Below are 21,056 nucleotides of genomic sequence, written 5' to 3' on the forward strand. Positions count from 1 at the left end.
CCCCTCCCCCAGCCCGCGATCCGCCGTTTTCGGCGCGATCAGATCATCACGCCGCCATCGACCAGCAGCGCCTGCCCCGAAACGAAGCGGCTTTCATCCGACAGAAGATAGACCACCATCGGCGCGATATCCTCGACCAAGGCGAGACGCCCCATCGGCTGACGCGCGATGAAATCCTTTTCCGCCTGAACCGGATCGGCGGCGGCGGCGATGCGCCCGCGTAAGGACGGCGTATCCACCGTGCCGGGGCAAAGCGCATTGCAGCGGATGCCCGCCTTGACGTAATCGGCAGCGATGGCCTTGGTCAGGCCGATCACGGCGGCCTTCGAAGCGCCGTAGGCGCAGCGGTTCTGGAAGCCTTTCACCGAGCTTGCCATTGACGCCATATTCACGATCGAGGCGGTGCCGGTCTGGCCCGCACGCTGCAGCATCCCCGGCAGGACGGCGCGGCAGAGCCGCATCATTGCCGTGACGTTCAGCGCGAAGGCGAAGTCCCAATCCCTGTCGTCGATATCGAGAAGCGTGCCATTATGAACCACGCCCGCGCAATTGAAGAGCCCGTCGAGCGGCCCGACCTTGGCGGCGATCTCGGCAATCGCCTGCGGATCGGTCACGTCCAGCACGGCGGTCTCGATCCCGCCAAGGCCTGCCAGAAGCGCGCCGTCGCGATCGGTGGCGATCACTTTCGCACCCTCTGCGGCCAAGGCCTGAGCGCTTGCCCGGCCAATGCCCTGCCCGGCGGCGGTCACCAGAATGACCTTGTCCTTCAGCCGCATCGGACCCTCCCCAGCCGTCCGCTTCTGTTCTTATATGAACATGCTATTCACATATGAATTAATGTGGCAAGTATTTTCTTGGCGGGAGGAGGAAGACCATGACCGAGAACACGCAGGACCAAGAGGTGGACCGCTATCGCGCGCCCGCATTGGACAAGGGTCTGGATATTCTGGAGGTGCTGGCCGATCAGGCGCGCGGCTTGACTCGAGCAGAGATCGTCAAGGAAATGGGACTGAGCCCCTCGCAGATCTACCGGATGCTCGAACGACTGGTCGCGCGCGGCTATGTCACGCGAATCGAGGGCGGCGATCGCTACGCGCTGACGATGAAGCTGTTTCTGCTCGCGACGCGGCATCCGCCCTTGCGGCGGCTGGTGGCGCAGGCCCAGCCCCTGATGGATGATTTCGCGCGCGCGCATCGCCAGTCCTGCCATCTGGTCAGTCCCGAACAGGGCTGTGGTATCATCGTCGCACAGGCGAGCCCTATGGGTCACTGGGAATTTCGCGCGCGTCTCGGCGGGCAGCTTGATATTTTCACCACCGGCTCCGGCCTGACGCTTCTGGCCTTTCAGCCGCAGGATCAGGCCGCCGAGATCCTGGGGCAATGGGGTGTCGCCGACGCCACGACACGTCTGGCCGAGGCATTTCCGCATCTGGCCGAGACGCGGCGCATGGGCTACCGCATCCAGCCGTCGCGGTATTTGGTCGGCGTTACGGACATGAGCGCGCCGGTTCTGGGGCCGAACGGGAATGCCTGCGCCGCCCTGACCTGCGCCTATATCGAACATCCCGAGGATCGCGGGACGGAAAGCCGCGATCTTGCACTTACCGCGCTGATCCGCTTGGCGGCGGAACTTTCCTGCCCCGAAAGCCGCTGACCGGCCTTAACTCTATGGAGCATCACCTTGACCTGCGTGTTCCAAGTGATCGTGGGGAGGTTGAACCAACAGTTTGCCCATAGGCCGGATGCGCCGCACCGAGCACATGTCCTCGGCACACCCGGTGCCAATGGTGGGCCCTGCAATAATCGGAATCGCCTTGATGCCAATTGCCGACGTGGGTTTTCGATCCGCGCGCGCTGCACCGCTTCCATTCGCTCCCTCGTGAAGACCAGGCAGCCTTCTCAGCTTCACCCCAACAGTCGCGGCCAGGACTATTATCATTGACATCGTGTTGACCCTCGGTTCGGCTTCTGGGCGTCGGCATTGCCAGGGCGCGGGATCAGCCTTCGATAGCCTCACCTTCGGGAAACCGGTCCGCTCCTCGACCACGAGGCCGTCAAACACCACGTAAAATGTTTACTTGCCCAGCCGAAGTTCGCGGCACTGCGCCGGGCCGACTGCGGCGAGGCCGCTTGCGCTGCGCACGCCGCTTAAGATCGATCGGGCGGGCTTGCCCGTCACGATAAACCTGTCGTCACCGACCCGACCGGCCTTGGGACAGTTGGCTGTCCTGCGCTCACGGTCACAAGGTCCGTGATGGGCGCTTGGTCGCCTCTCATCGGGTACCGCGTGCCTTTAAGGCGCTGGCCATTGCCCGGTGTGACGGGGGGCATGCGGGACGCTCAAGCTGCTGGTCCGGACCGAACTTCTCATTCTCGCTAACCGGGTTCACGCCGACCTGACATCATCCGAGCGATGCGATCTTCTCGAAATCCTCGAAGGCCGCCCGCGCGGCGCTCGACGATCGTCTCCGGCCAAAGTTCCGGTCGCACATCGGCAGGCGGCTTCGACGCTTCTCCCTTGGCAGACGGCAGCTTCGGTCGCCTCATCCACGACGCCCGCCGCCTAACCTTGACCGGAGAGAGTACCTTGACAGATGAGAATGCTTCGCATTTACATGAACCCGACAGGTTTTCGACCGAGAGGGTTCAAGGATGACGGGTGCAATGACGAAACTGGCCGCGATCGCGGCATTGGGTGCGATCTGGTCCGGCCCGGCAGTTGCGCAGGACAGGCTCAAGGTCGTCACCACCTTCACCGTCCTGCAGGACATGGCGCAGCACGTGGCCGGGGATGCCGCGGACGTGGTCTCGATCACCAAGCCGGGGGCCGAGATCCACGGCTATGAGCCGACGCCCCGCGACATCGTCGGCGCGCAGGATGCCGACCTGATCCTGTGGAACGGGCTGAACCTCGAACGCTGGTTCGAGCAGTTCCTGCGCAACCTCGGCGACGTGCCCTCGGCCACGCTCAGCGACGGCATCACGCCCTTGCCGATCAGCTCGGGCAGCTACCAGGGCAAGGCCAACCCGCATGCCTGGATGGGCCTCGACAATGCGCTGATCTATGTCGAGAACATCCGCAAGGCGCTGTCCGAGCATGACCCGGCCCATGCCGAGACCTATGCCCGGAATGCCGAAAGCTACGGCAAGGAATTGCGCGCCGCGATCGACCCCCTGCGCGCCCGCATCGCCGAGATCCCCGAGCAGCAGCGCTGGCTGGTGACCTGCGAGGGCGCCTTCAGCTATCTGGCGCGGGATTTCGGCATGAAGGAGCTGTATCTCTGGCCGATCAATGCCGACCAGATGGGCACGCCGCGCCAGATCCGCGGCGTCATCGACGGCGTGCGCGAGAACCACATCCCCACCGTCTTCTGCGAAAGCACGGTCAATACCGCCCCGGCCGAGCAGGTGGCGCGCGAGACCGGGGCGAAGTTCGGCGGCGTGCTCTATGTCGACAGCCTCTCCGAGCCGGATGGCCCGGTCCCGACCTACCTCGACCTGCTGCGCGTCACCTCGCAGACCATCGCCGACGGGCTGAGCAAGAACCTGACCGAGGCGAAGGCCCAGCCATGAACGCAGCATCGAGGCAGGCCGGCCCCGGCATCGAGGCGCGGGACGTCACCGTCGCCTATCGCAACGGCCACACCGCCCTGCGCCACGCGAGCTTCGCCATCCCGCAAGGCACGATCACCGCGCTGGTCGGGGTGAACGGCGCGGGCAAGTCGACGCTCTTCAAGGCGATCATGGGCTTCGTGCCCGCCGCCGGCGGCCAGATCAGCGTCCTCGGCATGAGCGTCCCCGAGGCCCTGAAGCGCAACCTGGTCGCCTATGTCCCGCAATCCGAGGAGGTGGACTGGAGCTTCCCGGTCCTTGTCGAGGATGTCGTGATGATGGGCCGCTATGGCCATATGGGCTTCCTGCGCCGCCCGCGCGCCGCCGACCGTGCCGCGGTCGAGGCCGCGCTGGCGCGGGTCGACATGCTGGATTTCCGCCACCGCCAGATCGGCGAGCTCTCCGGCGGCCAGAAGAAACGGGTCTTCCTGGCGCGGGCGCTGGCGCAGGACGGCCGGGTCATCCTGCTCGACGAGCCCTTCACCGGCGTCGATGTCCGCACCGAGGAGCAGATCATCCGCCTGCTGCGCGAATTGCGCGACGAGGGGCGGGTGATGCTGGTCTCGACCCACAATCTCGGCTCGGTGCCGGAATTCTGCGACCGCGTGGTGCTGGTCAAGGGCACGGTGCTGGCGCATGGCCCGACCGAGACGACCTTCACCCGCGCCAATCTCGAGGCGGCCTTCGGCGGCGTGCTGCGGAATTTCACCCTCGGCGGCGAGGCGCTGCATGACGACGACGATCCGCGCCGGGTCTCGATCCTGACCGATGACGAACGCCCGCTCGTGCAATATGGCGAGCGCACCCGCGTGAACGAGCCCGGCGCATGAGCGTGCTTCTCGAGCCTTTCACCTATGGCTACATGACCAATGCCATGTGGGTCTCGGCGCTGGTCGGCGGGGTCTGCGCCTTCCTCTCCGCCTATCTGGTCCTCAAGGGCTGGTCGCTGATCGGGGATGCCTTGTCCCATTCCGTCGTGCCGGGAGTCGCGGGGGCCTACATGCTGGGCCTGCCCTTCGCGCTGGGGGCCTTCCTCTCGGGCGGGCTCGCGGCGCTCGCCATGCTCTTCCTGTCGGATCGTTCGGGACTGAAGATCGACGTGGTGATCGGGATGATCTTCACCGCCTTCTTCGGGCTCGGGCTCTTCATGGTTTCGATCAATCCCATGGCGATCTCGGTCCAGACCATCACGATGGGCAATATCCTTGCCATCACCCCCGAGGACACGCTGCAGCTCGCGATCATCGGCTTCGTCTCGCTGGCGGTGCTCGTCGCGAAATGGAAGGACCTGATGGTGGTGTTCTTCGACGAGAGCCATGCCCGCTCGATCGGGCTGCGGGCGGGCGCGCTCAAGGCGGTGTTCTTCGCCCTGCTCTCGGCCTGCGTGGTGGCGGCGATGCAGACGGTCGGGGCCTTCCTCGTGGTCGCCATGGTCATCACCCCCGGCGCGACCGCCTACCTGATCTGCGACCGCTTCCCGCGCCTGATCGCGCTGTCGGTCGCGATCGGCACGCTGACGAGCTTCTTCGGCGCCTATCTGAGCTATTTCCTCGACGGCGCGACCGGGGGCATCATCGTCTGCCTGCAGACGCTGATCTTCCTGGCGGTCTTCGTCTGGGCCCCGAAGCACGGGCTTCTGGCGGCGCGGCGCAAGGCCGCCGCGGCCATGCGCGAGGAGGTCAGGCCATGATCGAGACGCTGCTGCAGCCCTTCCAGTTTCCCTTCATGCAGAACGCTTTCCTGATCGCGGCCCTGGTCGCGGTGCCGACGGCGCTGCTCTCCTGCTTCCTCGTCCTCAAGGGCTGGGCGCTGATGGGCGACGCGGTGAGCCATGCCGTGCTGCCGGGGATCGTGCTGGCCTATATCCTCGGCCTGCCGCTGATCCTCGGGGCGTTCCTGGCCGGCATGGTGACCTCGGTCGCGGCGGGCTTCGTCACCGAGAACAGCCGGGTGAAGCCCGATACCGTGCTGGGGGTGATCTTCTCGGGGATGTTCGGGCTGGGGATCGTTCTTTACACCGCGATCACCTCGGATGCGCATCTCGACTACATCCTGTTCGGCAACATGCTGGGCATCGGCGCGGCGGATCTGTGGACGGCGGGCAGCATCTCGGCGCTGGTCTCGGCGGCGCTGCTGCTGAAATGGAAGGACCTGATGCTGCATGCCTTCGACCCCGCGCAGGCGCGGGCGAGCGGCCTGCCGGTGAGGCTGCTACATTACGGCCTGCTCGCGCTGATCTCGCTGACCATCGTCGCGACGCTCTCCGCGACCGGGCTGATCCTCGCCGTGGGCCTGCTGATCGCGCCGGGGGCAATCGCCTTCCTGCTGGTCCGGAGTTTTCCCGTCATGCTGGTCACGGCCGTGCTGGTCTGTCTCGGCGCCATGCTGGCCGGGGTCTATGCCAGCTTCTTCCTCGACAGCGCCCCTGCCCCGACGGTCATCCTGATCCTGACCGCGATCTTCGTCGCGGCCTTCCTGCGCCGCACCTGGCAGAGCCGCCGCGCGGCGGTCTGAGGCTTCGGGCGCGACCGCCCGAAGCCGTTTTCGTCAGACCACGCAATCCGCGAAATAGTGGATCTGGCCATCCGCGCCGGTCTCCTGCACGAGACCGTGGATGTCGGTCTCGAAGCCCGGGCATTCGCGGGCGAATTCGCGGTTGAACTTCAGATACTCGACGATCTTGCGGTTGAAGACCTCGCCCGGGATCAGCAGCGGGATGCCCGGCGGATAGGGCGTCACGAGGCTCGTGGTGATGCGCCCCTCCAGCTCGTCGATCGGCACGCGCTGGGTGGTGCGCTGCGCGATATGGGCGAAAGCGTCGCTGGGCTTCATCGCCGGGGTCAGCTCGCTCAGATACATGTCGGTCGAGAGCACCGCGACATCGTATTTCGCATAGAGCGCATGGACATGCTGGCAGAGGTCGCGCAGGCCCATGCGTTCGTAGCGCGGATGCTTGGCGCAGAATTCCGGCATGGTGCGCCACATCGGCTGGTTCTTGGCGTAATCGTCCTTGAACTGCTGCAGCGCCGTCAGGAGCGTGTTCCAGCGGCCCTTGGTGATGCCGATGGTGAACATGATGAAGAAGCTGTAGAGCCCGGTCTTCTCGACCACGACGCCATGCTCGGCGAGATACTTGGTGACGATCGAGGCCGGGATGCCGGTCTCTTCGAAGCGTCCGTCGAGATTGAGGCCGGGGGTGATGATCGTCGTCTTGATCGGGTCGAGCATGTTGAAGCCCGGCGCCATGTCGCCGAACCCGTGCCAGGCATCCTCGCCGTCGCGCTGGACGCCCTCGGCATCGGTGCGGCGCAGGATCCAGTCCTTGGCGCGGCCGATGCCCTCTTCCTCGGGGGCGTCCGGACCCCAGACCTGGAACCACCAGTCATCCTCGCCGAACTCGGCATCGACCTTGCTCATGGCGCGGCGGAAATCCATCGCCTCGGCGATGCTTTCCTCGACCAGCGCCGTGCCCGAGGGCGGTTCCATCATCGCCGCCGCGACATCGCAGCTCGCGATGATCGAATATTGCGGGCTGGTCGAGGTGTGCATCAGGTAGGCTTCGTTGAAGAGATGCCGGTCGAGCTTGGTGTCCTGCGAATCCTGCACGAGGACGTGGCTCGCCTGGCTGATCCCGGCGAGCAGCTTGTGGATCGACTGCGTCGCGTAGGTCACCGAATGCCGGGTGCGCGGCCGCTTGCGGCCCATCGAGTGGAAATGGCCGTAGAACGGGTGGAAGGCGGCGTGGGGCAGCCAGGCCTCGTCGAAATGCAGGTTCTCGACATAGCCGTCGAGCATCCCCTTGATCGTCTCGGTATTGTAGAGCACGCCGTCATAGGTCGACTGGGTCAGCGTCATGATGCGCGGCTTGACCTGCTCGGCATCGACGCCGTCCAGAAGCGGGTTGGCGCGGATCTTGGCCTTGATGGTCTCGATCTCGAACTCGCTATGCGGGATCGGGCCGATAATGCCGAAATGGTTGCGCGTCGGGCGCAGGAAGACCGGCACTGCCCCGGTCATGATGATCGAATGCAGGATGGACTTGTGGCAGTTGCGGTCCACGACCACGACATCGCCCGGCGCGACGGTGTGGTGCCAGACCATCTTGTTCGAGGTCGAGGTGCCATTGGTCACGAAGAAGCAATGGTCGGCATTGAAGATGCGCGCCGCATTGCGCTCGGAGGCGCCGATGGCGCCGTTGTGGTCCAGAAGCTGGCCCAGTTCCTCGACCGCGTTGCAGACATCCGCCCGCAGCATGTTCTCGCCATAGAACTGGTGATACATCTGCCCGATCGGGCTTTTCAGGAAGGCGACGCCGCCGGAATGGCCCGGGCAGTGCCAGGAATAGGAGCCGTCCTCGGCATAGTCGAGCAGCGCCTTGAAGAAGGGCGGCTGGATGCCTTCCAGATAGGTCTTGGCTTCGCGGATGATGTGGCGCGCGACGAATTCCGGCGTGTCCTCGAACATGTGGATGAAGCCATGCAGCTCGCGCAGGATGTCGTTCGGGATATGCCGGCTGGTCTTGGTCTCGCCATAGACATAGATCGGCACGTCCTCGTTCTTGCGCCGCACCTCGTGGATGAAGCTGCGCAGGTCCTCGATCACCGGGTCGTCATCGGGACCGTTGCTGAATTCCTCGTCGTCGATGGACAGCACGAAAGCGCTGGCGCGGGATTGCTGCTGAGCGAATTGCGAGAGATCGCCATAGCTCGTCACGCCGAGGACTTCGAAACCCTCTTTCTCGATGGCCTCGGCCATGGCGCGGATCCCCAGACCCGAAGAGTTCTCGGAACGGAAATCCTCGTCGATGATGACGATGGGAAAGCGGAATTTCATGGGCATTCTCCTGCGGGTGCAGACCGGAGGGCCGGGGTGTCAATCTTGCGCGCTTCTTGTCCCTGCGGACCGCAGCGTCAAGTGGCAATGGTCATGTGAAAGATCTACGACAATGAGCCCCCTGCCCCACCGGTCAGCTCTTGAGGCGACCGACTCCGATTTCCTCGCCAAACATGTCTTCGACCCAGAAGGATGACTGCTTGCCGAGATCGGTCAGATGCTTTTCCAGCCAGTCCTCTGCCCAGAGCCGCCCGCGCCCGAAAAGGAAAGTAAGATAGTCCCATTCTGCGTTAAGTTTGCTCGAGGCAGAAAGTTCCTGCAAATCCGCATCACCATGGATGAGATGCAGACGCAACTCAGTGTGCTCGGGCAGGCTTACCGTTCCTTCTTGCACCATCCGGCTCAGGATGGCGAGGGCGCGCAATTCCTTGACCAAGCTGGTATTGAAGCTGATCTCATTGATGCGATTGATGATGTCCCGGGCCGAGCGCGGCAGTTCCTCGCGACGCTGCGGGTTCAACTGCACGATCAGCAGATCGACCACCTCGCTGTCGAGAATAAGCGGCGTCAGCGTGGGATTGGCCGAGAAACCGCCATCCCAATAGGCCTCGCCGTCGATCTCGACCGCTTGATACATGAGCGGCAGGCAGGCCGAGGCGAGCACCGCCTCGCAACTCAGTTCGCCGGTCGAAAAGACCTTGGACCGTCCCGTTCGGACATTGGTCGCCGTCAGATGCAGCCGGTTCTTTGTCGAACGATTGAGTTCGTCAAAATCGATCATCGAGTTCAGCAGATCGCGCAATGGATTGAAATCGAGCGGATTGAGTTGATAGGGCGAAAAAAGACGACTGAGTGTTTCGGCCATCAGATAGCCCGGTGAATTGTCGAGCGAGAACTCACCCTTGAGCTTGTCCCACGGCGTGCGCTGGATGGGCGAGAACCGGGCCGCGTCGCTGACCGCCTTCCAGAAGCTTGACAGCGCCTCGCGCCCGCCCTCAGCCCCGCCTCTGGCCAAACCCTGGGCCAGAACGACCGCGTTCATCGCGCCCGCGCTCGTGCCGCTGATCTCGCGAATTTCGAGCTTGGGTTCCTCGAGAAGCCGATCGAGCACGCCCCAGGCCAGTGCGCCATGTGCGCCGCCGCCCTGCAGGGCCAGATTCACCGGAACCGGGGCTTCTGCCATCATTCACTCCCATCTGGGTGCTCAGGACATATTCCGCAGTGCAGCATCAATCGAATCGCAAGGGATTGCAATCTCAGGGCGTGACTTCGATCCGGCGCAGGTTCGTGAATTCAAGTGCCGCGATGTCCTGTAGGCGACGCTGGTGATGCGTGCGGACATATTGCGCGACGAATGCCGACGGAGCTCCGAGGCGCAGCAGGCCATCCTCGAAAGCCTCGAATGCAAGCAGTCCGAACCAGTTCTGATGCAACCCGGGATCGCTTTGGGCAAGCCGCTCGAGCGTGCGCTGCCATTGCCGCGACAAAGGATCGGCTTCGCCCGACCGATGACGAAAATCGACGCGGACGATCTTTTCCCCCTCGTGCTGGGGCTTGGTCTCTTGCTGAACCATGCGAACGGAGAAATCCGGTCCGATCATTTCCCAATAATCGGCTGAGATTCGATGAATTTCGGGCTTGTTCAGCCGGTAGGCGGCCACCCTGCCCCGCACGCCCGGCCGCAGTTGGAGCAGGATCCGCATTTCCGTCAACCGTTTGACTTCGCGCTTCACGGTTCGCTCATCGACCGCCCAGAGACGCGCAAGATCTCGCTGGCCCACTGTCACCTCATCCGATTTCCAGTTGTAGCGTGCGGTCACCAAGGCGATCAGCCGGAGCATCGAGGTCTGAAAACCGGCGGTGCCGTTCAGACCGGCCACCGCCAAAGCGGTCAGCAGGTCGTATTTCTGCGACCCGGCCTGTGGACCGGTGAAGCGCTTCAGATCCATGTTCTGCCATCCGTTACCTCATTGGGACCGGCTTCTTCGACCGATTCCGCTTCTTTCACGAGATTGGGAGGTATTCGCGTCGTTTGTCAACGACTTCTTAATTACGGGACGGCGACACGAAATCAGGAAAATAAGGATTTTTTGGTTTAATAGGTTATGGGTGACAGACTGGTGTCACCGTATTGAACGTGGTTTGACACCTTATTTAGTCTTTCACTGTCTTGCCTGTCCCTGATTCTGGGGCTGTTGTCTTCCAACATCGTGTTTTTCCCTTGTCGTCGCGAAAAACACGATTTTAGACCTTCTTCGTTTTGCGTTTCGAAGGTTTCGCGTTATTGAAGTGGTTGTAGCGGAAAACAAGAGCAGTGTCATGCGCGACCATTCAGACCTCCAATCCATGAATGCCCGAAGCCTTGCCCAGCAGGCGGCCGTGCGGAAGGCGACTTTCTCGCCGGCCGAGAAGAAGGAGCTTCGACCCTTTTCCATCTGGGAGATCAGCCAGTTCATGTTCAATGTCCCGGCTGATACATTGCGAAAGAAACTCGCGGATGACCCATCCCTGCCCCAGGGCAGTGTCGAGGACGATGGGCGTCAGCGTTGGTTTTCGCTCGCCGAGATCAATGAATTGCGCCGACGTCTGCGCTTCAGAGGCAAGTCCTTGCTGCCGCATCGCCCGGCGGGCCGCGCCATGCGGATCGCTGTTTCCAATTTCAAAGGTGGGGTTGGGAAAAGCGTCGTCGCCCATCATTTGGCGAATGCGGCCGCGCTCGATGGCTACCGCGTGCTCGTGATCGACTTCGATCCCCAAGCGACTCTGACCCATTCCATGGGCCTGGTCGAGGTAAAGGAGTGGAACACGGTCTGGGGGATCATGTGCCGCGACCTGTGCCGCGAGGCGGACCGGATTGCCTCGGCCTATGATGACCCCGCCGATTGCCCCTATCCCACCTCTGACGAATTACCCGAGGATGTCCAGTCGATCGGCGCGCAACGCGTGCAGGACTTCATTCATCGGACCGCCTGGTCGACGATCGATATCATCCCGAGCTGCGCCAATGCCGCCTTCGTCGAATTTGCCAGCGCGCAGTATCGCGCCATGCACAAGGCATGGAGCTTCTTTGGCTGTGTCGCGCGCTACCTGGATGAACTGCCCGAGGACCAGTATGACCTCATCATCTTCGACTGCCCGCCGGCCATAGGCTACCAGTCGTTGAACGCAGCTTTCGCTGCGGACATCCTCTATATTCCCTCCGGTCCCGGTTATTGGGAATATGACTCGACGACGAGTTTCCTCGGTCAGCTCGGGGATGCGCTCGAGGATATCTCGGACGGGTTCGCACGCATTGCCGAAGATGCGGGGATCCGCCTGCCCAAGCGGTTCGACGACATTCGTCTGCTCATGACGCGTTTCGAGGCGTCCAACTCGCTGCATCTCGCGATGATGGATGCCTTCCGCAACGTCTTTGGCGCGGATGTCTGCAGAAACGCAATCGAGATGACCCGGGCGGTCGAGCAATCCGGCCGGTTCCAGCAATCGGTCTATGAGCAGGACTATCGGCAGATGACGCGTGAGACCTGGAAAAGGGCCCGGCAGAGCTTTGACGCCGCCTATGGCGAGTTCAAGGAAACCGTCCTGCGTGCCTGGGAGCAGCGTGACCTGAGGGATGAGGCAGCGGAATGAGCGGGAAGAACAAGTTCGGTTTCGGACCGCTGGATGCACCATTGCCGCCGACGCGCAAACGCGACGTCGGACCAATGGGCGTTGCCGTGCGCGAAGCGGCCGGCAGCATGACCGAGAGCACCGAAAACCTGATCGAGCAGCGGCGGCAGAATGCGGCGGATGCCAAGGCGTTTCGCAAGGCTCAGGAAGAGCGGCGGGTGCTCGAGTCGATCCCGCTCGATGAGATCCGGACCGACGGTTTGCCTCGGGACCGCATCGACCTGAGCCAAGTGGCGGCTTCGGACGAGATGGAGGAACTCAAGGCATCGATCCGCGAACGTGGCCAGAAGGAACCGATCGAGGTCTATCGCAGCGAGACAGGCTACCAGCTGAAGAAAGGCTGGCGGCGACTGAACGCGTTGCAGCAATTGCGGCAGGAAAGCGGTGACTCGCGGTTTTCGACCGTCGTGGCGCGTATTGCGGATGGGCCGGGAAGCCGCATCGATCTCTATATCGACATGGTGGAAGAGAACGTCATCCGCGAGGATCTGAGCTTTGCCGAGATGGCCCAGGTCGCAATCTCGGCCGCGAGCGACGCGGCGATGGAAGGGCAGGGGGCGGATGACCTTGTCGGGCGGATCTACGCGTCGCTGCATAAGATGAAGCGCTCGTATATCCGCAGCTTCGTCTTTCTCATGACCGCATTGGGGCCGGCGCTGAAGTTTCCGAAATCGCTGTCCCGCAATCTGGGAGCGGACGTGGCGCGCAAGCTTCAGGGCGACTCAGGCTTGATCGACTCCTTGCGCGAGCAACTCACCGCAGCCTCGAATGCGGATGAGCAGGCCGAGGTTCTGCGTCGGTTTCTGGACGGATCGGCAGAGCGCCAGCCCAGCGATGCGCGCCAGCCCGCGGCCAAGAGCGTCAAATACGAGTTTCACGTCGGCAGCGCCAAGGTGACCGCCCGCAAGGGGGAATGCCGCATCCTTTCCGAGATCGACTATCTCGCGGTCGACCGACGGCGCTTGCAAAGGGCGATCGAGGCGTTCCACGCGGCGCTGCGAGATCAGTAACCCGCGGGTTACTGGCGATTGCGCCAAAGGGGTAACCCGTGGGTTACCCCTTTTTTGTTCAAGGTGCTGCGCTTCAACGGTAATCCGCATACTGTCTATTTAGTGCGGATATAATGTATTGAAGACTGACAAAAAAAATCTCATGACGGCACTGTCGTGCGGGAAATGGCAGCTCCACATAACGGGGGCAGGTCTAAGACGGCGTGAGTTTAGGCTGATTGCGCGCCAACCAGATCGGGCAGGGAGGAGATTCGCAGACCCGTCCCAGTTAAGCCAAGGCAATAGCCGAGATAGAAGATGGAGATGCCGAGTTTTGCGACACTGGAGCATGACCTCGCGCGAGCCGACCCTTCTCGCCCATCGTGCCGCCGGAGATCCAGCGCTTGGTGATGCGGTTTTTCTGGGGCATTTGAGTGAAGTGGGATCCGAGACTGTTTCAGCAAAGTCAGCCGATCCCCCTTGCGTAGATCAATGCCCTGCAGCAAATGATCCAGCAGATTGGAGTCGGTGTGCTGCCCGAAGATATCGTCGACGTGCATGGCGAGGGCAGGCCGATTGCTCTTGCCGTGGGTGAGCGCCCTGAGATTCAGGTCCGGGTAGAGGGCCCAGACCTGATCCCTCATCGCCTTCAGCTTGCGGACCTGTTGCAGCACCTTGGGCTTCACTTTTGCGCAGGCGCTCGGCATGAACCCAGCAGCGCGTGAATGGGAATGCGGAACTGCCCGACATCGTCTGAAAGGTCCCCGCTATGTCCCATCAGCCCGTGACGGCGCATCGCGCCCCAGAAGGGCGGCTTCTGACATCGAGCAGCACGTGCCGGTGGAACACATTCATGGGCAGCGCCACGAGACGGACCATTTGCGAGCCAAACGACAGCGCCGCATCGTTGAGGCGTGATCCTCGTGCCCAGACCGCAAAAGCGACAGGACGTTCAGCCGCGACTTCGACCGGCCGGTGTGGATGCTGCTGACCCACGCGCTGCCGATCTGGAGGTGATTCCGTCCCGATGGGCATGTTGCTCACAAGCGTCATCGACGCTGACATAGCGCGCCGTCGTCAGGCCTGTACGCAGGATTTCCCGACCCTTCGCAAAGAATCCATCGAGGCCCGTAGTCAGGATGCGCACCACCTGGAGTTTTGAGACCTCCATTCCGATCCCGTTCAGGATCGAGGTCAGCCGCTGCGTCGTGACCTGGGCATGGGCATGGAGCGCGAGACAGAACCGGCGCAGGTGGATGCCGATCCGCACAGCAACCCCTCGGGCAGGGGCGCGATGAGCCGGTTGCCCTCCTACGTCAGCCAGCGATCCCGGCGACAGCGGGTGAGGTCCGCCGAGATCGCCAGATTGCCAACCAGAATGGTCTCATTGCCCTTGAAGCGCGATCCAGAGGGCATATTGACCGACAGTTCCGCCTGGCCGGGTGACGCAGTTCTTGTTGCGCATCTAAGCAGAGATTCTCACATTTCCCCACGGATGCTGGTTCTTTTCGCGATTCCGGTTCCACACGCCATTTGGATCGCCTTCTTGAGGACACCGTCGTCTTGAAAGGTCAGATGGGCCAGTTCGGTCTGCTTGAGCGCCTTCCATGCCGGTTCGATATCATTCATTTCCGGGACGTATTTCGGCAATCACTCGATTGTGGGCCTGTGGGCGCGGTCGGCGAGCGCGGTGCGTGCGCGCTTGCTGGGTGTGAACCGGCCCGTTGTAAAGAACCGGCAGATGCAGCTTGCCCGGCTGAGGTCGTTAAATCCGGGCGACTTCGGTCAGCAGGTCGATGAAATCGACAAAGCCTTTGCTGCGGGAGGTCGTCACGGTCAGTTGACCGCTCGCCAGATCCAGTGCGGCCTTCATGGAAATCTTCTTCGACGGCCCAGGCGCTGGAACACGCAGGTCGGCACCGCGCCTCGTGTTCATCAGCAAAGAGCAATCGGATATTCCCGGCCCCCGCCTGCTATTTCATCAGCTTCAGCCGCAATCCGGAGCGGTGGACCGACTGCGCGTCCTGCCGTTCCTTCAGCCTGTGGTGCTGCATTTCATGGACAGATCCCATTTTTGAGCGCCTTGGACAGTTGCGATTGGTTGATCGACAGCCCGTCGAGCGCCCGATCTCCGCCAGCAGCGACAGGGCCCAGTTGGGCCGTCCGCTTCCGGCGCGTCGAACAGCGGCGCGGTGACACGCAATGCAGCCTCGGTCTTCACCGGAGGCAGGCCAGCGGCCTAACATGCCCTCAACGTATCGACCCCGCGCGGCATGAACTCGCTGCGCCATTGCCGAACGGTATCCTCTCGTACCCCGAAGACCTGAGCCATCCAACCCTCCAGAGTCAGCGGCACCGTTTGAAAGCCGGAAATCACTACTGCCACCGTGGGGCGAGCGAAAGCAATCTGCTTAGCCACGCCACCGCCCTGAACCGCTGCTCTTGCAAGCTTGCTTTTCGGCGACCTGCTCCATGCCGGAGGGTTTGAATGGAGGTTGCGGCGGCAGGTTCTTCAGCCGCTCGATCTCGTCACGCGGATCTTGGTTCTCGGCCTGAGGGCGGCCCGTTCCAACTCGGCTGACGTCAGCTGATCGCCCAGTTGGGTCACCTGCTCTTCGAGCGGTTGACGCCACCTCCGCAGGGCTCTGATGGTGTAACCGCCTCCCGCCGGCATCGACGTGCCAAGGTGGGATCGCAACAATCCATATTGGGAGGCGGTCATGTCGGAGATTGTCACGGTCGGAGTGGATCTGGCGAAGAATGTGTTTCAGGTCCCCGGTGCTGACAGCAAAGGCAGTGCGCTCTTGCGCAAGCAGCTCGGAAGGGCTCAGGTGCTTGAGTTTTTCGCCAAGTTGTCGCCCTGCCCGGTGGCGATGGAAGCCTGCGGCGGCGCGCATTTCTGAGGTCCGGAGCTGGCCAAGCTCGGCCACGACATTAAGCTCATTCCGCCCGCCTATGTGAAGCCCTTCATCAAGCGGCAAAAAAATGATGCGGCCGACGCCGAGGCAATCTGCGAGGCAGCGCAGAGACCGAACATGCGCTTCGTGCCCGTGAAAAGCGAGGAAACGCAAGGGGCGGCCAGCGTCTTCCGCGTCCTAGAATTGCCCATCCGGCAGCGCACCCAAGCCATCAACGCGCTTCGCGGACAGCTCACCGAATAGGGCGGGGTCGTGCCTCAGGGTGCGACAAATACCCGGCACCTGGTTGCCCTTGTCGCGGACGAGGAAACGGGCCTGCCCGCCTCGGCACGGGCCTCCCTGACGGTCCTGACTGCAACGCTTGCCCAGCTCGACGAGCAAATCGAGACGCTGGACGCCGAGATCGGCCGCCGCGCCCGCGGCAAGCAGAGGCTCGGGGTCACGACAAAGATGGGCGAGCGCTCGCTGAGGCGTCTGCTGATCATCGGTGCCAACAGCGTCATCATCGAGCGCCATTGCCACGCGTCGGCGCGCCCGGGCACTTGGCTGGCGGGAATGCTGGAGCGGAAGCCGACGATGCTGGTCCGCGTGGCCCCAGCGAACAAGATGGCGCGGATTGTCTGGGCGCTGATGAAGAACGGAGAGATCTATCGGGCTCCGGCCATGGCGGTATAAGGCTCGCCAGCGGTCGCGAGGTCGTCGGAGCGGCGGAGGGCTGAGAGCAGCTTGGCGCAACGGTCGCAAGACAGGGTTGGAAAACCAGAGCGCAACAGAGTGCCTTCGAGCACGCGGCTTTGATTTGGTTCCGACCCGCGAACACCATGCGGGCCCGCGGCATGATGATGGCCGCATCACGAAGCCGGATACATGTCAGCACCCGACACCGCGCCAAATTGCTCCAAAAGGGGATCAAACTTGAGGGCGAAGGCGAATGGCACGCCCGCAGGGATGGCGGCGCGAATCGGCGCGTTCGCCATGGTCGCCCGGAGCGATGCCGCGACATGGCGCACGGTGCAAGATCCATCTGGGAATTGATGAGAAAACGCTGGAGGTTCGGACCGTGGAGATCACAGGAAGCTATTTCGACGATGCCCCGGTGTTGCCCGACCTGCACAAACAGAACCCGGCGCAGGAGCAGATCGGCAGCGTCACCGCCGACGGTGCCCTGGGCACCCGCAAATGCCCCGATGCCAGCGCACATCGCGACACCCACGCTGTCATGGCGCCTCGCAGAAACGCCAAACCGTGGAAGACAGCCTCCGCCGGCGCGGCCGCACGAAACGAAGCACTGCGGGGCACAGCGGGCATCAAAATACCTCGGCCGTGCCCTCTGGCGAGGATGGAGCGGATTTCACCGCCGAAGCCGCGTCGAGATATAAGGAGGATCGGAAAACGATCCGGGGGATCGTTTCACCGACGACCGGATGCATTGTGTGAAACTGCTAGGGCAGCGCCTCAAGGCACGAGACTTCGACCGAAAGGTCGCCGAGCTTAAGTCCATTTCGCCGTTCTGAACGGATACACCGCGCTCGGCATCCCGATTACAGAGGCGCAACAGAGGCCACCAACGATCAACCACGAGCCGAGGCAAGGTATCGGCGCTCGGCAACTCAGAGGCTTCGTCCGGCCGCAGGTTCATACCATCTTGAATCTTCCCCTGATCGGAAACGCACGTCTGTGCACGGAAATCTGCCCCGTTTTATGATCCACCAAGAAACGGCGTCGCTGAGAGCCGCCCAAGACCTCTAATGACCCAGCCCGTGAAACTCGGCACAGTCCTTCCCAATATCACCTGCGACTAAAGGCTGAGCTTAGCCATGTTGACAGAATTGTGAGCCTTGCCCCACCCTGTCCTGGATTTCCGCGCGAAGGGGAGAGCGCGGCGGAAATTCTTAGGGGAGGATATCTGATGATCCGCACTAGCCTACGTGTCGGGCTGGGATTGACCTGTTGCCTGGCCGGGCCACTCATGGCCCAGGACAACATGGACAAGCTCACCAGTATGCAGCGTACCGACGCGGTATTCACCACCGTGCCGCAAGACGATGAGCGCGCCGCCGCGCTGAAAGACATCCTGCAATATATCAAGTTGCCCGAGGGGTTTGAGGCAAGCCTCTATGCCGTGGTGCCGGATGCCCGGTCCATGGCGGTCGCTCCGCAAGGCACCGTGACCTTCGTCGGAACGCGCAAGGACAAGGTCTGGTCCGTTGTCGACCGCGACCGGAACCGCCTCGCGGATGAGGTCAAGGATTTTGCGCCCTCGGTCACCTTCGACATCCCGAACGGGCCGTGTTTCTCGCCCGATGGGTTCCTGTTCATCGCCGAGCGCAACCGGGTCCTGACCTTCCCGGCAGCCGAGTTCTTTTTCGAAGGGCCCGATCCGGCCGTCGGTGTGGTGGTCGAAAAAGGCAAACTCATTCCAGAAGAAGAAGAAAGCTTCAACCACACCGCCCGGGTGTGCCGCGTCGGGCCGGATGGGAAGCTGTATATTTCTCTTGGCCAGCCCCATAACATCCAGCCGGTCGACAAGCACGAGACGTATGACGAGATCGGCATCGGCGGGATCATCCGGATCAATAAGGATGGCACCGGACGCGAGGTCTATACCCGCGGGGTGCGCAACTCGGTCGGGCATGATTTCAATCCGGCGAATGGCGAGTTGTGGTTCACCGACAACCAGGTCGACGGGATGGGCGATGACATCCCGCCGGGCGAGTTGAACCGCCAGACCGAGGCCGGACAGCATTTCGGATTTCCCTGGGTGAACGGCGCGATCGAGATCCCGGACTATAAGGATGTTGCGCGGCCTGAGGGTGTAGAGTTCGTCCCTCCCGCTGTCGAGATGCAGGCCCATGCCGCCGATCTGGGAATGCGCTTTTATACAGGCAAATCCTTTCCGGCCAAATACCACGGCGGGATATTCTCGGCCCAGCATGGTTCATGGAACCGTACCACGCCGGTTGGGGCGCGGGTGATGTTCACGCCCGTCGACGCCGAAGGTAATGCCGGGGCCACTGAAGTTTTTGCCGAGGGTTGGCTGAACGAGGAAACCGGCGAGTATCGCGGGCGGCCGATGGATATCGCTTTCCTGCCGGACGGCTCGATGCTTGTCTCGGATGATTTTGCCGGAGCGATCTGGCGCATTGCCGCGAAGAAATGAGGACAGTGATGACAGCAATTGCTCTCGGCGGGCTGATCCTCGCCGAGAGCGCTTTGGCAGAAGTCGGAAATCGCGCCGAAGGTCGAAAGCTCGCCGGACAATGCCGCACCTGCCACGGATTGGACGGAGACGCGCAGATGCCGGTCGCGCCGACGATCGGAGGGGAATCCGAAGCCTATATCCGCAACCAGCTGACGGCCTTTCGCGACGGGACGCGCGAGCATGAGATGATGACGATTGTCGCAAGAAATCTCAGCGATCAGCACATCGCCGATCTGGCCGCATGGTATTCCGGGCATAAGATCACGGCGACGCTTTCGGCCGATCCCACCCAGGCGCCCCAGGAATGCGTCGCCTGCCACGGGGCCGAGGGCATTCGCCAGATGGAAGACGCTCCGAACCTCGCGGGTGAGACGAATATCTATATCGACACACAGCTCAAGGCGTTCCGCAACGGGACCCGCAAGAACGACATCATGTCGCCCATCGCCGCGGAACTGACTGACGCGCAGATAAGGGCGATTGCCGATTGGTACGGCGCGATCAAGACCGAGATCACGCTGACCGAATGACGGGGCAGGGCGCGCTTGCCGCGCCCTGGCCATGGAATGCCACTGCAAAGGAACCACCGGTTTCAACACAACAGAGCCATAACAATCAGGCCGTCATCGTCTGGGAGGACAACATGACTGACAGCAATGATTCCAAGCGGCACACGCGCCGCTCGTTCCTGCGCAAGGGTGTGGTCGGAGGCTCGGCGGCAGCTGCGGCCTCGGCGCTTTCCGCCCCGGCGGTGCTGGCGCAGGCCCCCCTTGTCATGAAGATGCAGACCTCTTGGCCTGCCTCGGATATCTGGATGGATTTTGCGCGGCAATATGTGACCCGCGTCGAGGAAATGTCTGGGGGAAGGCTCAAGGTCGATCTCTTGCCGGCGGGCGCGGTCGTGGGCGCCTTTCAGGTCATGGACGGCGTCAGCGACGGGGTGATCGATGCGGCGCATTCGGTCTCGGCCTATTGGTACGGTAAGCACAAGGCCGCGTCCTTCTTTGGCACTGGACCGGTCTTTGGCGGCAATGCCTCGACCATGCTGGGCTGGTTCTATCAGGGTGGCGGCAAGGAGCTCTACGATGAATTGACCCAGACCGTTCTGGGCCTGAACGTCACGGGCTATATGGGAATGCCCATGCCCGCCCAGCCCTTTGGCTGGTTCAAGACTGAGGTCAATGGCATCGCCGATATTCAGGGCTTCAAATATCGCACCGTGGGGCTGGCGGCGGATCTGCTGCAAAGCATGGGCATGTCCGTGGCCCAGCTTCCCGGCGGCGAGATCGTCCCCGCCATGGAGCGCGGCGTGATCGACGCCTTCGAGTTCAACAACCCGTCCTCGGACAGTCGCTTCGGCGCGCAGGATGTGGCCAAGCATTACTACCTGTCCTCGTATCATCAGGCATCCGAAGCCTTCGAATTCCTCTTCAACCGCGACTTCATGGAGGATCTGCCGCCCGATCTGCAGGCCATCCTGCGCTATGGCGTCGAGGCCTCGGCCACGGCGAACCTTGCGCTCGCGATGAAGGAATATTCCAACGACCTGCAGAAGCTGCAGGCGGATGCCGGGGTGACCGTCCACCGGACCTCGAAGGAGATCCTCAACGGCCAGATCGAGGCCTGGGACAAGGTCATCGCCTCGCTGGAAGAGGACGAGTTCAACAAGAAGGTCCTAGAGAGCCAGCGCGCCTGGGTCGAGAAAGTGGGCTATTACGAATTGATGGCCGGCGCGGACCTTGCGCTTGCCTATGAGCATTATTTTCCCGGCAAACTGAAACTGTGACTTTGGTGGGCGCCCTGGTCGGGCGCCCTCGCATCTGCGGGGCACTT

General features: G+C 62.4%; 18 protein-coding genes and 2 pseudogenes. 13 read left to right on the top strand and 7 right to left on the bottom strand.

Going from position 1 to position 21,056, the window contains the following annotated elements:
* Nucleotides 1–38: 38 nt before the first annotated feature.
* Nucleotides 39–776: an SDR family oxidoreductase gene (locus tag ESZ60_RS03955; protein WP_134679117.1), complete on the bottom strand. Its 738-nt coding sequence runs from the start codon at nucleotides 774–776 to the stop codon at nucleotides 39–41.
* Between the two features lie 98 nt (nucleotides 777–874).
* On the opposite strand from ESZ60_RS03955, the gene ESZ60_RS03960 reads away from it, so the two are divergent.
* The 5 genes from ESZ60_RS03960 (at nucleotide 875) to ESZ60_RS03980 (ending at nucleotide 6,126) form a co-directional block, all read left to right on the top strand.
* Nucleotides 875–1,654 carry an IclR family transcriptional regulator gene (locus ESZ60_RS03960; protein WP_134679118.1) on the top strand — a complete coding sequence of 260 codons (780 nt, stop codon included), beginning with the start codon at nucleotides 875–877 and terminating at the stop codon, nucleotides 1,652–1,654.
* Between the two features lie 1,010 nt (nucleotides 1,655–2,664).
* Nucleotides 2,665–3,573 carry a metal ABC transporter substrate-binding protein gene (locus ESZ60_RS03965; RefSeq protein WP_134679119.1) on the top strand — a complete coding sequence of 303 codons (909 nt, stop codon included), beginning with the start codon at nucleotides 2,665–2,667 and terminating at the stop codon, nucleotides 3,571–3,573.
* On the top strand, nucleotides 3,570–4,442 hold the full coding sequence (locus ESZ60_RS03970) for a manganese/iron ABC transporter ATP-binding protein (protein ID WP_134679120.1): 873 nt from the start codon (nucleotides 3,570–3,572) through the stop codon (nucleotides 4,440–4,442). Before ESZ60_RS03965 ends, ESZ60_RS03970 begins: the two co-directional genes overlap by 4 nt.
* Nucleotides 4,439–5,302 carry a metal ABC transporter permease gene (locus ESZ60_RS03975; protein WP_134679121.1) on the top strand — a complete coding sequence of 288 codons (864 nt, stop codon included), beginning with the start codon at nucleotides 4,439–4,441 and terminating at the stop codon, nucleotides 5,300–5,302. Before ESZ60_RS03970 ends, ESZ60_RS03975 begins: the two co-directional genes overlap by 4 nt.
* Nucleotides 5,299–6,126 (top strand): metal ABC transporter permease, encoded by an 828-nt coding sequence (locus ESZ60_RS03980; RefSeq protein WP_134679122.1) that lies wholly within the window; start codon nucleotides 5,299–5,301, stop codon nucleotides 6,124–6,126. The genes ESZ60_RS03975 and ESZ60_RS03980 overlap by 4 nt, the downstream gene beginning before the upstream one ends.
* A 33-nt stretch (nucleotides 6,127–6,159) precedes the next feature.
* On the opposite strand, the gene ESZ60_RS03985 is transcribed toward ESZ60_RS03980, so the two are convergent.
* The 3 genes from ESZ60_RS03985 to ESZ60_RS03995 form a co-directional block, all read right to left on the bottom strand.
* Complete coding sequence (locus ESZ60_RS03985) at nucleotides 6,160–8,445, bottom strand: arginine/lysine/ornithine decarboxylase (RefSeq protein ID WP_134679123.1); 2,286 nt, start codon at nucleotides 8,443–8,445, stop codon at nucleotides 6,160–6,162.
* Between the two features lie 133 nt (nucleotides 8,446–8,578).
* Nucleotides 8,579–9,631, bottom strand: coding sequence for a patatin-like phospholipase family protein (locus tag ESZ60_RS03990; RefSeq protein ID WP_245155566.1), 1,053 nt, complete (start codon nucleotides 9,629–9,631; stop codon nucleotides 8,579–8,581).
* A 70-nt stretch (nucleotides 9,632–9,701) separates the two neighbouring features.
* On the bottom strand, nucleotides 9,702–10,394 hold the full coding sequence (locus ESZ60_RS03995) for a DnaA N-terminal domain-containing protein (RefSeq protein WP_134679124.1): 693 nt from the start codon (nucleotides 10,392–10,394) through the stop codon (nucleotides 9,702–9,704).
* 370 nt (nucleotides 10,395–10,764) lie between these two features.
* Here ESZ60_RS03995 and ESZ60_RS04000 point away from each other — a divergent pair, with 370 nt between their 5' ends.
* Nucleotides 10,765–12,075 (top strand): AAA family ATPase, encoded by a 1,311-nt coding sequence (locus ESZ60_RS04000; RefSeq protein WP_134679125.1) that lies wholly within the window; start codon nucleotides 10,765–10,767, stop codon nucleotides 12,073–12,075.
* Nucleotides 12,072–13,124 (top strand): ParB/RepB/Spo0J family partition protein, encoded by a 1,053-nt coding sequence (locus ESZ60_RS04005; protein WP_134679126.1) that lies wholly within the window; start codon nucleotides 12,072–12,074, stop codon nucleotides 13,122–13,124. Before ESZ60_RS04000 ends, ESZ60_RS04005 begins: the two co-directional genes overlap by 4 nt.
* 209 nt (nucleotides 13,125–13,333) lie before the next feature.
* Here ESZ60_RS04005 and ESZ60_RS04010 read toward each other — a convergent pair whose 3' ends face one another.
* The 3 genes from ESZ60_RS04010 to ESZ60_RS20680 all read right to left on the bottom strand — a co-directional run bounded on the left by ESZ60_RS04010 (nucleotide 13,334) and on the right by ESZ60_RS20680 (nucleotide 14,732).
* Nucleotides 13,334–13,810 carry a hypothetical protein gene (locus ESZ60_RS04010; RefSeq protein ID WP_134679127.1) on the bottom strand — a complete coding sequence of 159 codons (477 nt, stop codon included), beginning with the start codon at nucleotides 13,808–13,810 and terminating at the stop codon, nucleotides 13,334–13,336.
* A gap of 245 nt (nucleotides 13,811–14,055) precedes the next feature.
* Entirely contained in the window at nucleotides 14,056–14,373 is a 318-nt protein-coding gene (locus ESZ60_RS04015) for a hypothetical protein (RefSeq protein ID WP_134679128.1), read from the bottom strand.
* A 209-nt stretch (nucleotides 14,374–14,582) separates the two neighbouring features.
* Nucleotides 14,583–14,732, bottom strand: a complete 150-nt coding sequence (locus ESZ60_RS20680; RefSeq protein WP_167620053.1) for a hypothetical protein — start codon at nucleotides 14,730–14,732, stop codon at nucleotides 14,583–14,585.
* A 242-nt stretch (nucleotides 14,733–14,974) separates the two neighbouring features.
* On the opposite strand from ESZ60_RS20680, the gene ESZ60_RS04020 reads away from it, so the two are divergent.
* The 6 genes and pseudogenes from ESZ60_RS04020 to ESZ60_RS04050 all read left to right on the top strand — a co-directional run bounded on the left by ESZ60_RS04020 (nucleotide 14,975) and on the right by ESZ60_RS04050 (nucleotide 21,009).
* Nucleotides 14,975–15,181 carry a hypothetical protein gene (locus ESZ60_RS04020; protein ID WP_134679129.1) on the top strand — a complete coding sequence of 69 codons (207 nt, stop codon included), beginning with the start codon at nucleotides 14,975–14,977 and terminating at the stop codon, nucleotides 15,179–15,181.
* A 642-nt stretch (nucleotides 15,182–15,823) separates the two neighbouring features.
* Nucleotides 15,824–16,696: pseudogene (locus tag ESZ60_RS04030) on the top strand (IS110 family RNA-guided transposase).
* Between the two features lie 230 nt (nucleotides 16,697–16,926).
* Nucleotides 16,927–17,570 (top strand): annotated as a pseudogene (locus ESZ60_RS04035) (transposase); the annotation flags it as partial.
* Nucleotides 17,571–17,930: 360 nt separating this feature from the next.
* Nucleotides 17,931–19,181 (top strand): PQQ-dependent sugar dehydrogenase, encoded by a 1,251-nt coding sequence (locus tag ESZ60_RS04040; protein ID WP_134679132.1) that lies wholly within the window; start codon nucleotides 17,931–17,933, stop codon nucleotides 19,179–19,181.
* Nucleotides 19,178–19,753 carry a c-type cytochrome gene (locus ESZ60_RS04045; protein ID WP_134679133.1) on the top strand — a complete coding sequence of 192 codons (576 nt, stop codon included), beginning with the start codon at nucleotides 19,178–19,180 and terminating at the stop codon, nucleotides 19,751–19,753. Before ESZ60_RS04040 ends, ESZ60_RS04045 begins: the two co-directional genes overlap by 4 nt.
* Before the next feature lie 113 nt (nucleotides 19,754–19,866).
* Entirely contained in the window at nucleotides 19,867–21,009 is a 1,143-nt protein-coding gene (locus ESZ60_RS04050) for a TRAP transporter substrate-binding protein (RefSeq protein ID WP_134679134.1), read from the top strand.
* Nucleotides 21,010–21,056: the final 47 nt, after the last annotated feature.

The organism is Paracoccus ravus (assembly GCF_004522175.1).
Taxonomy (GTDB): domain Bacteria; phylum Pseudomonadota; class Alphaproteobacteria; order Rhodobacterales; family Rhodobacteraceae; genus Paracoccus; species Paracoccus ravus.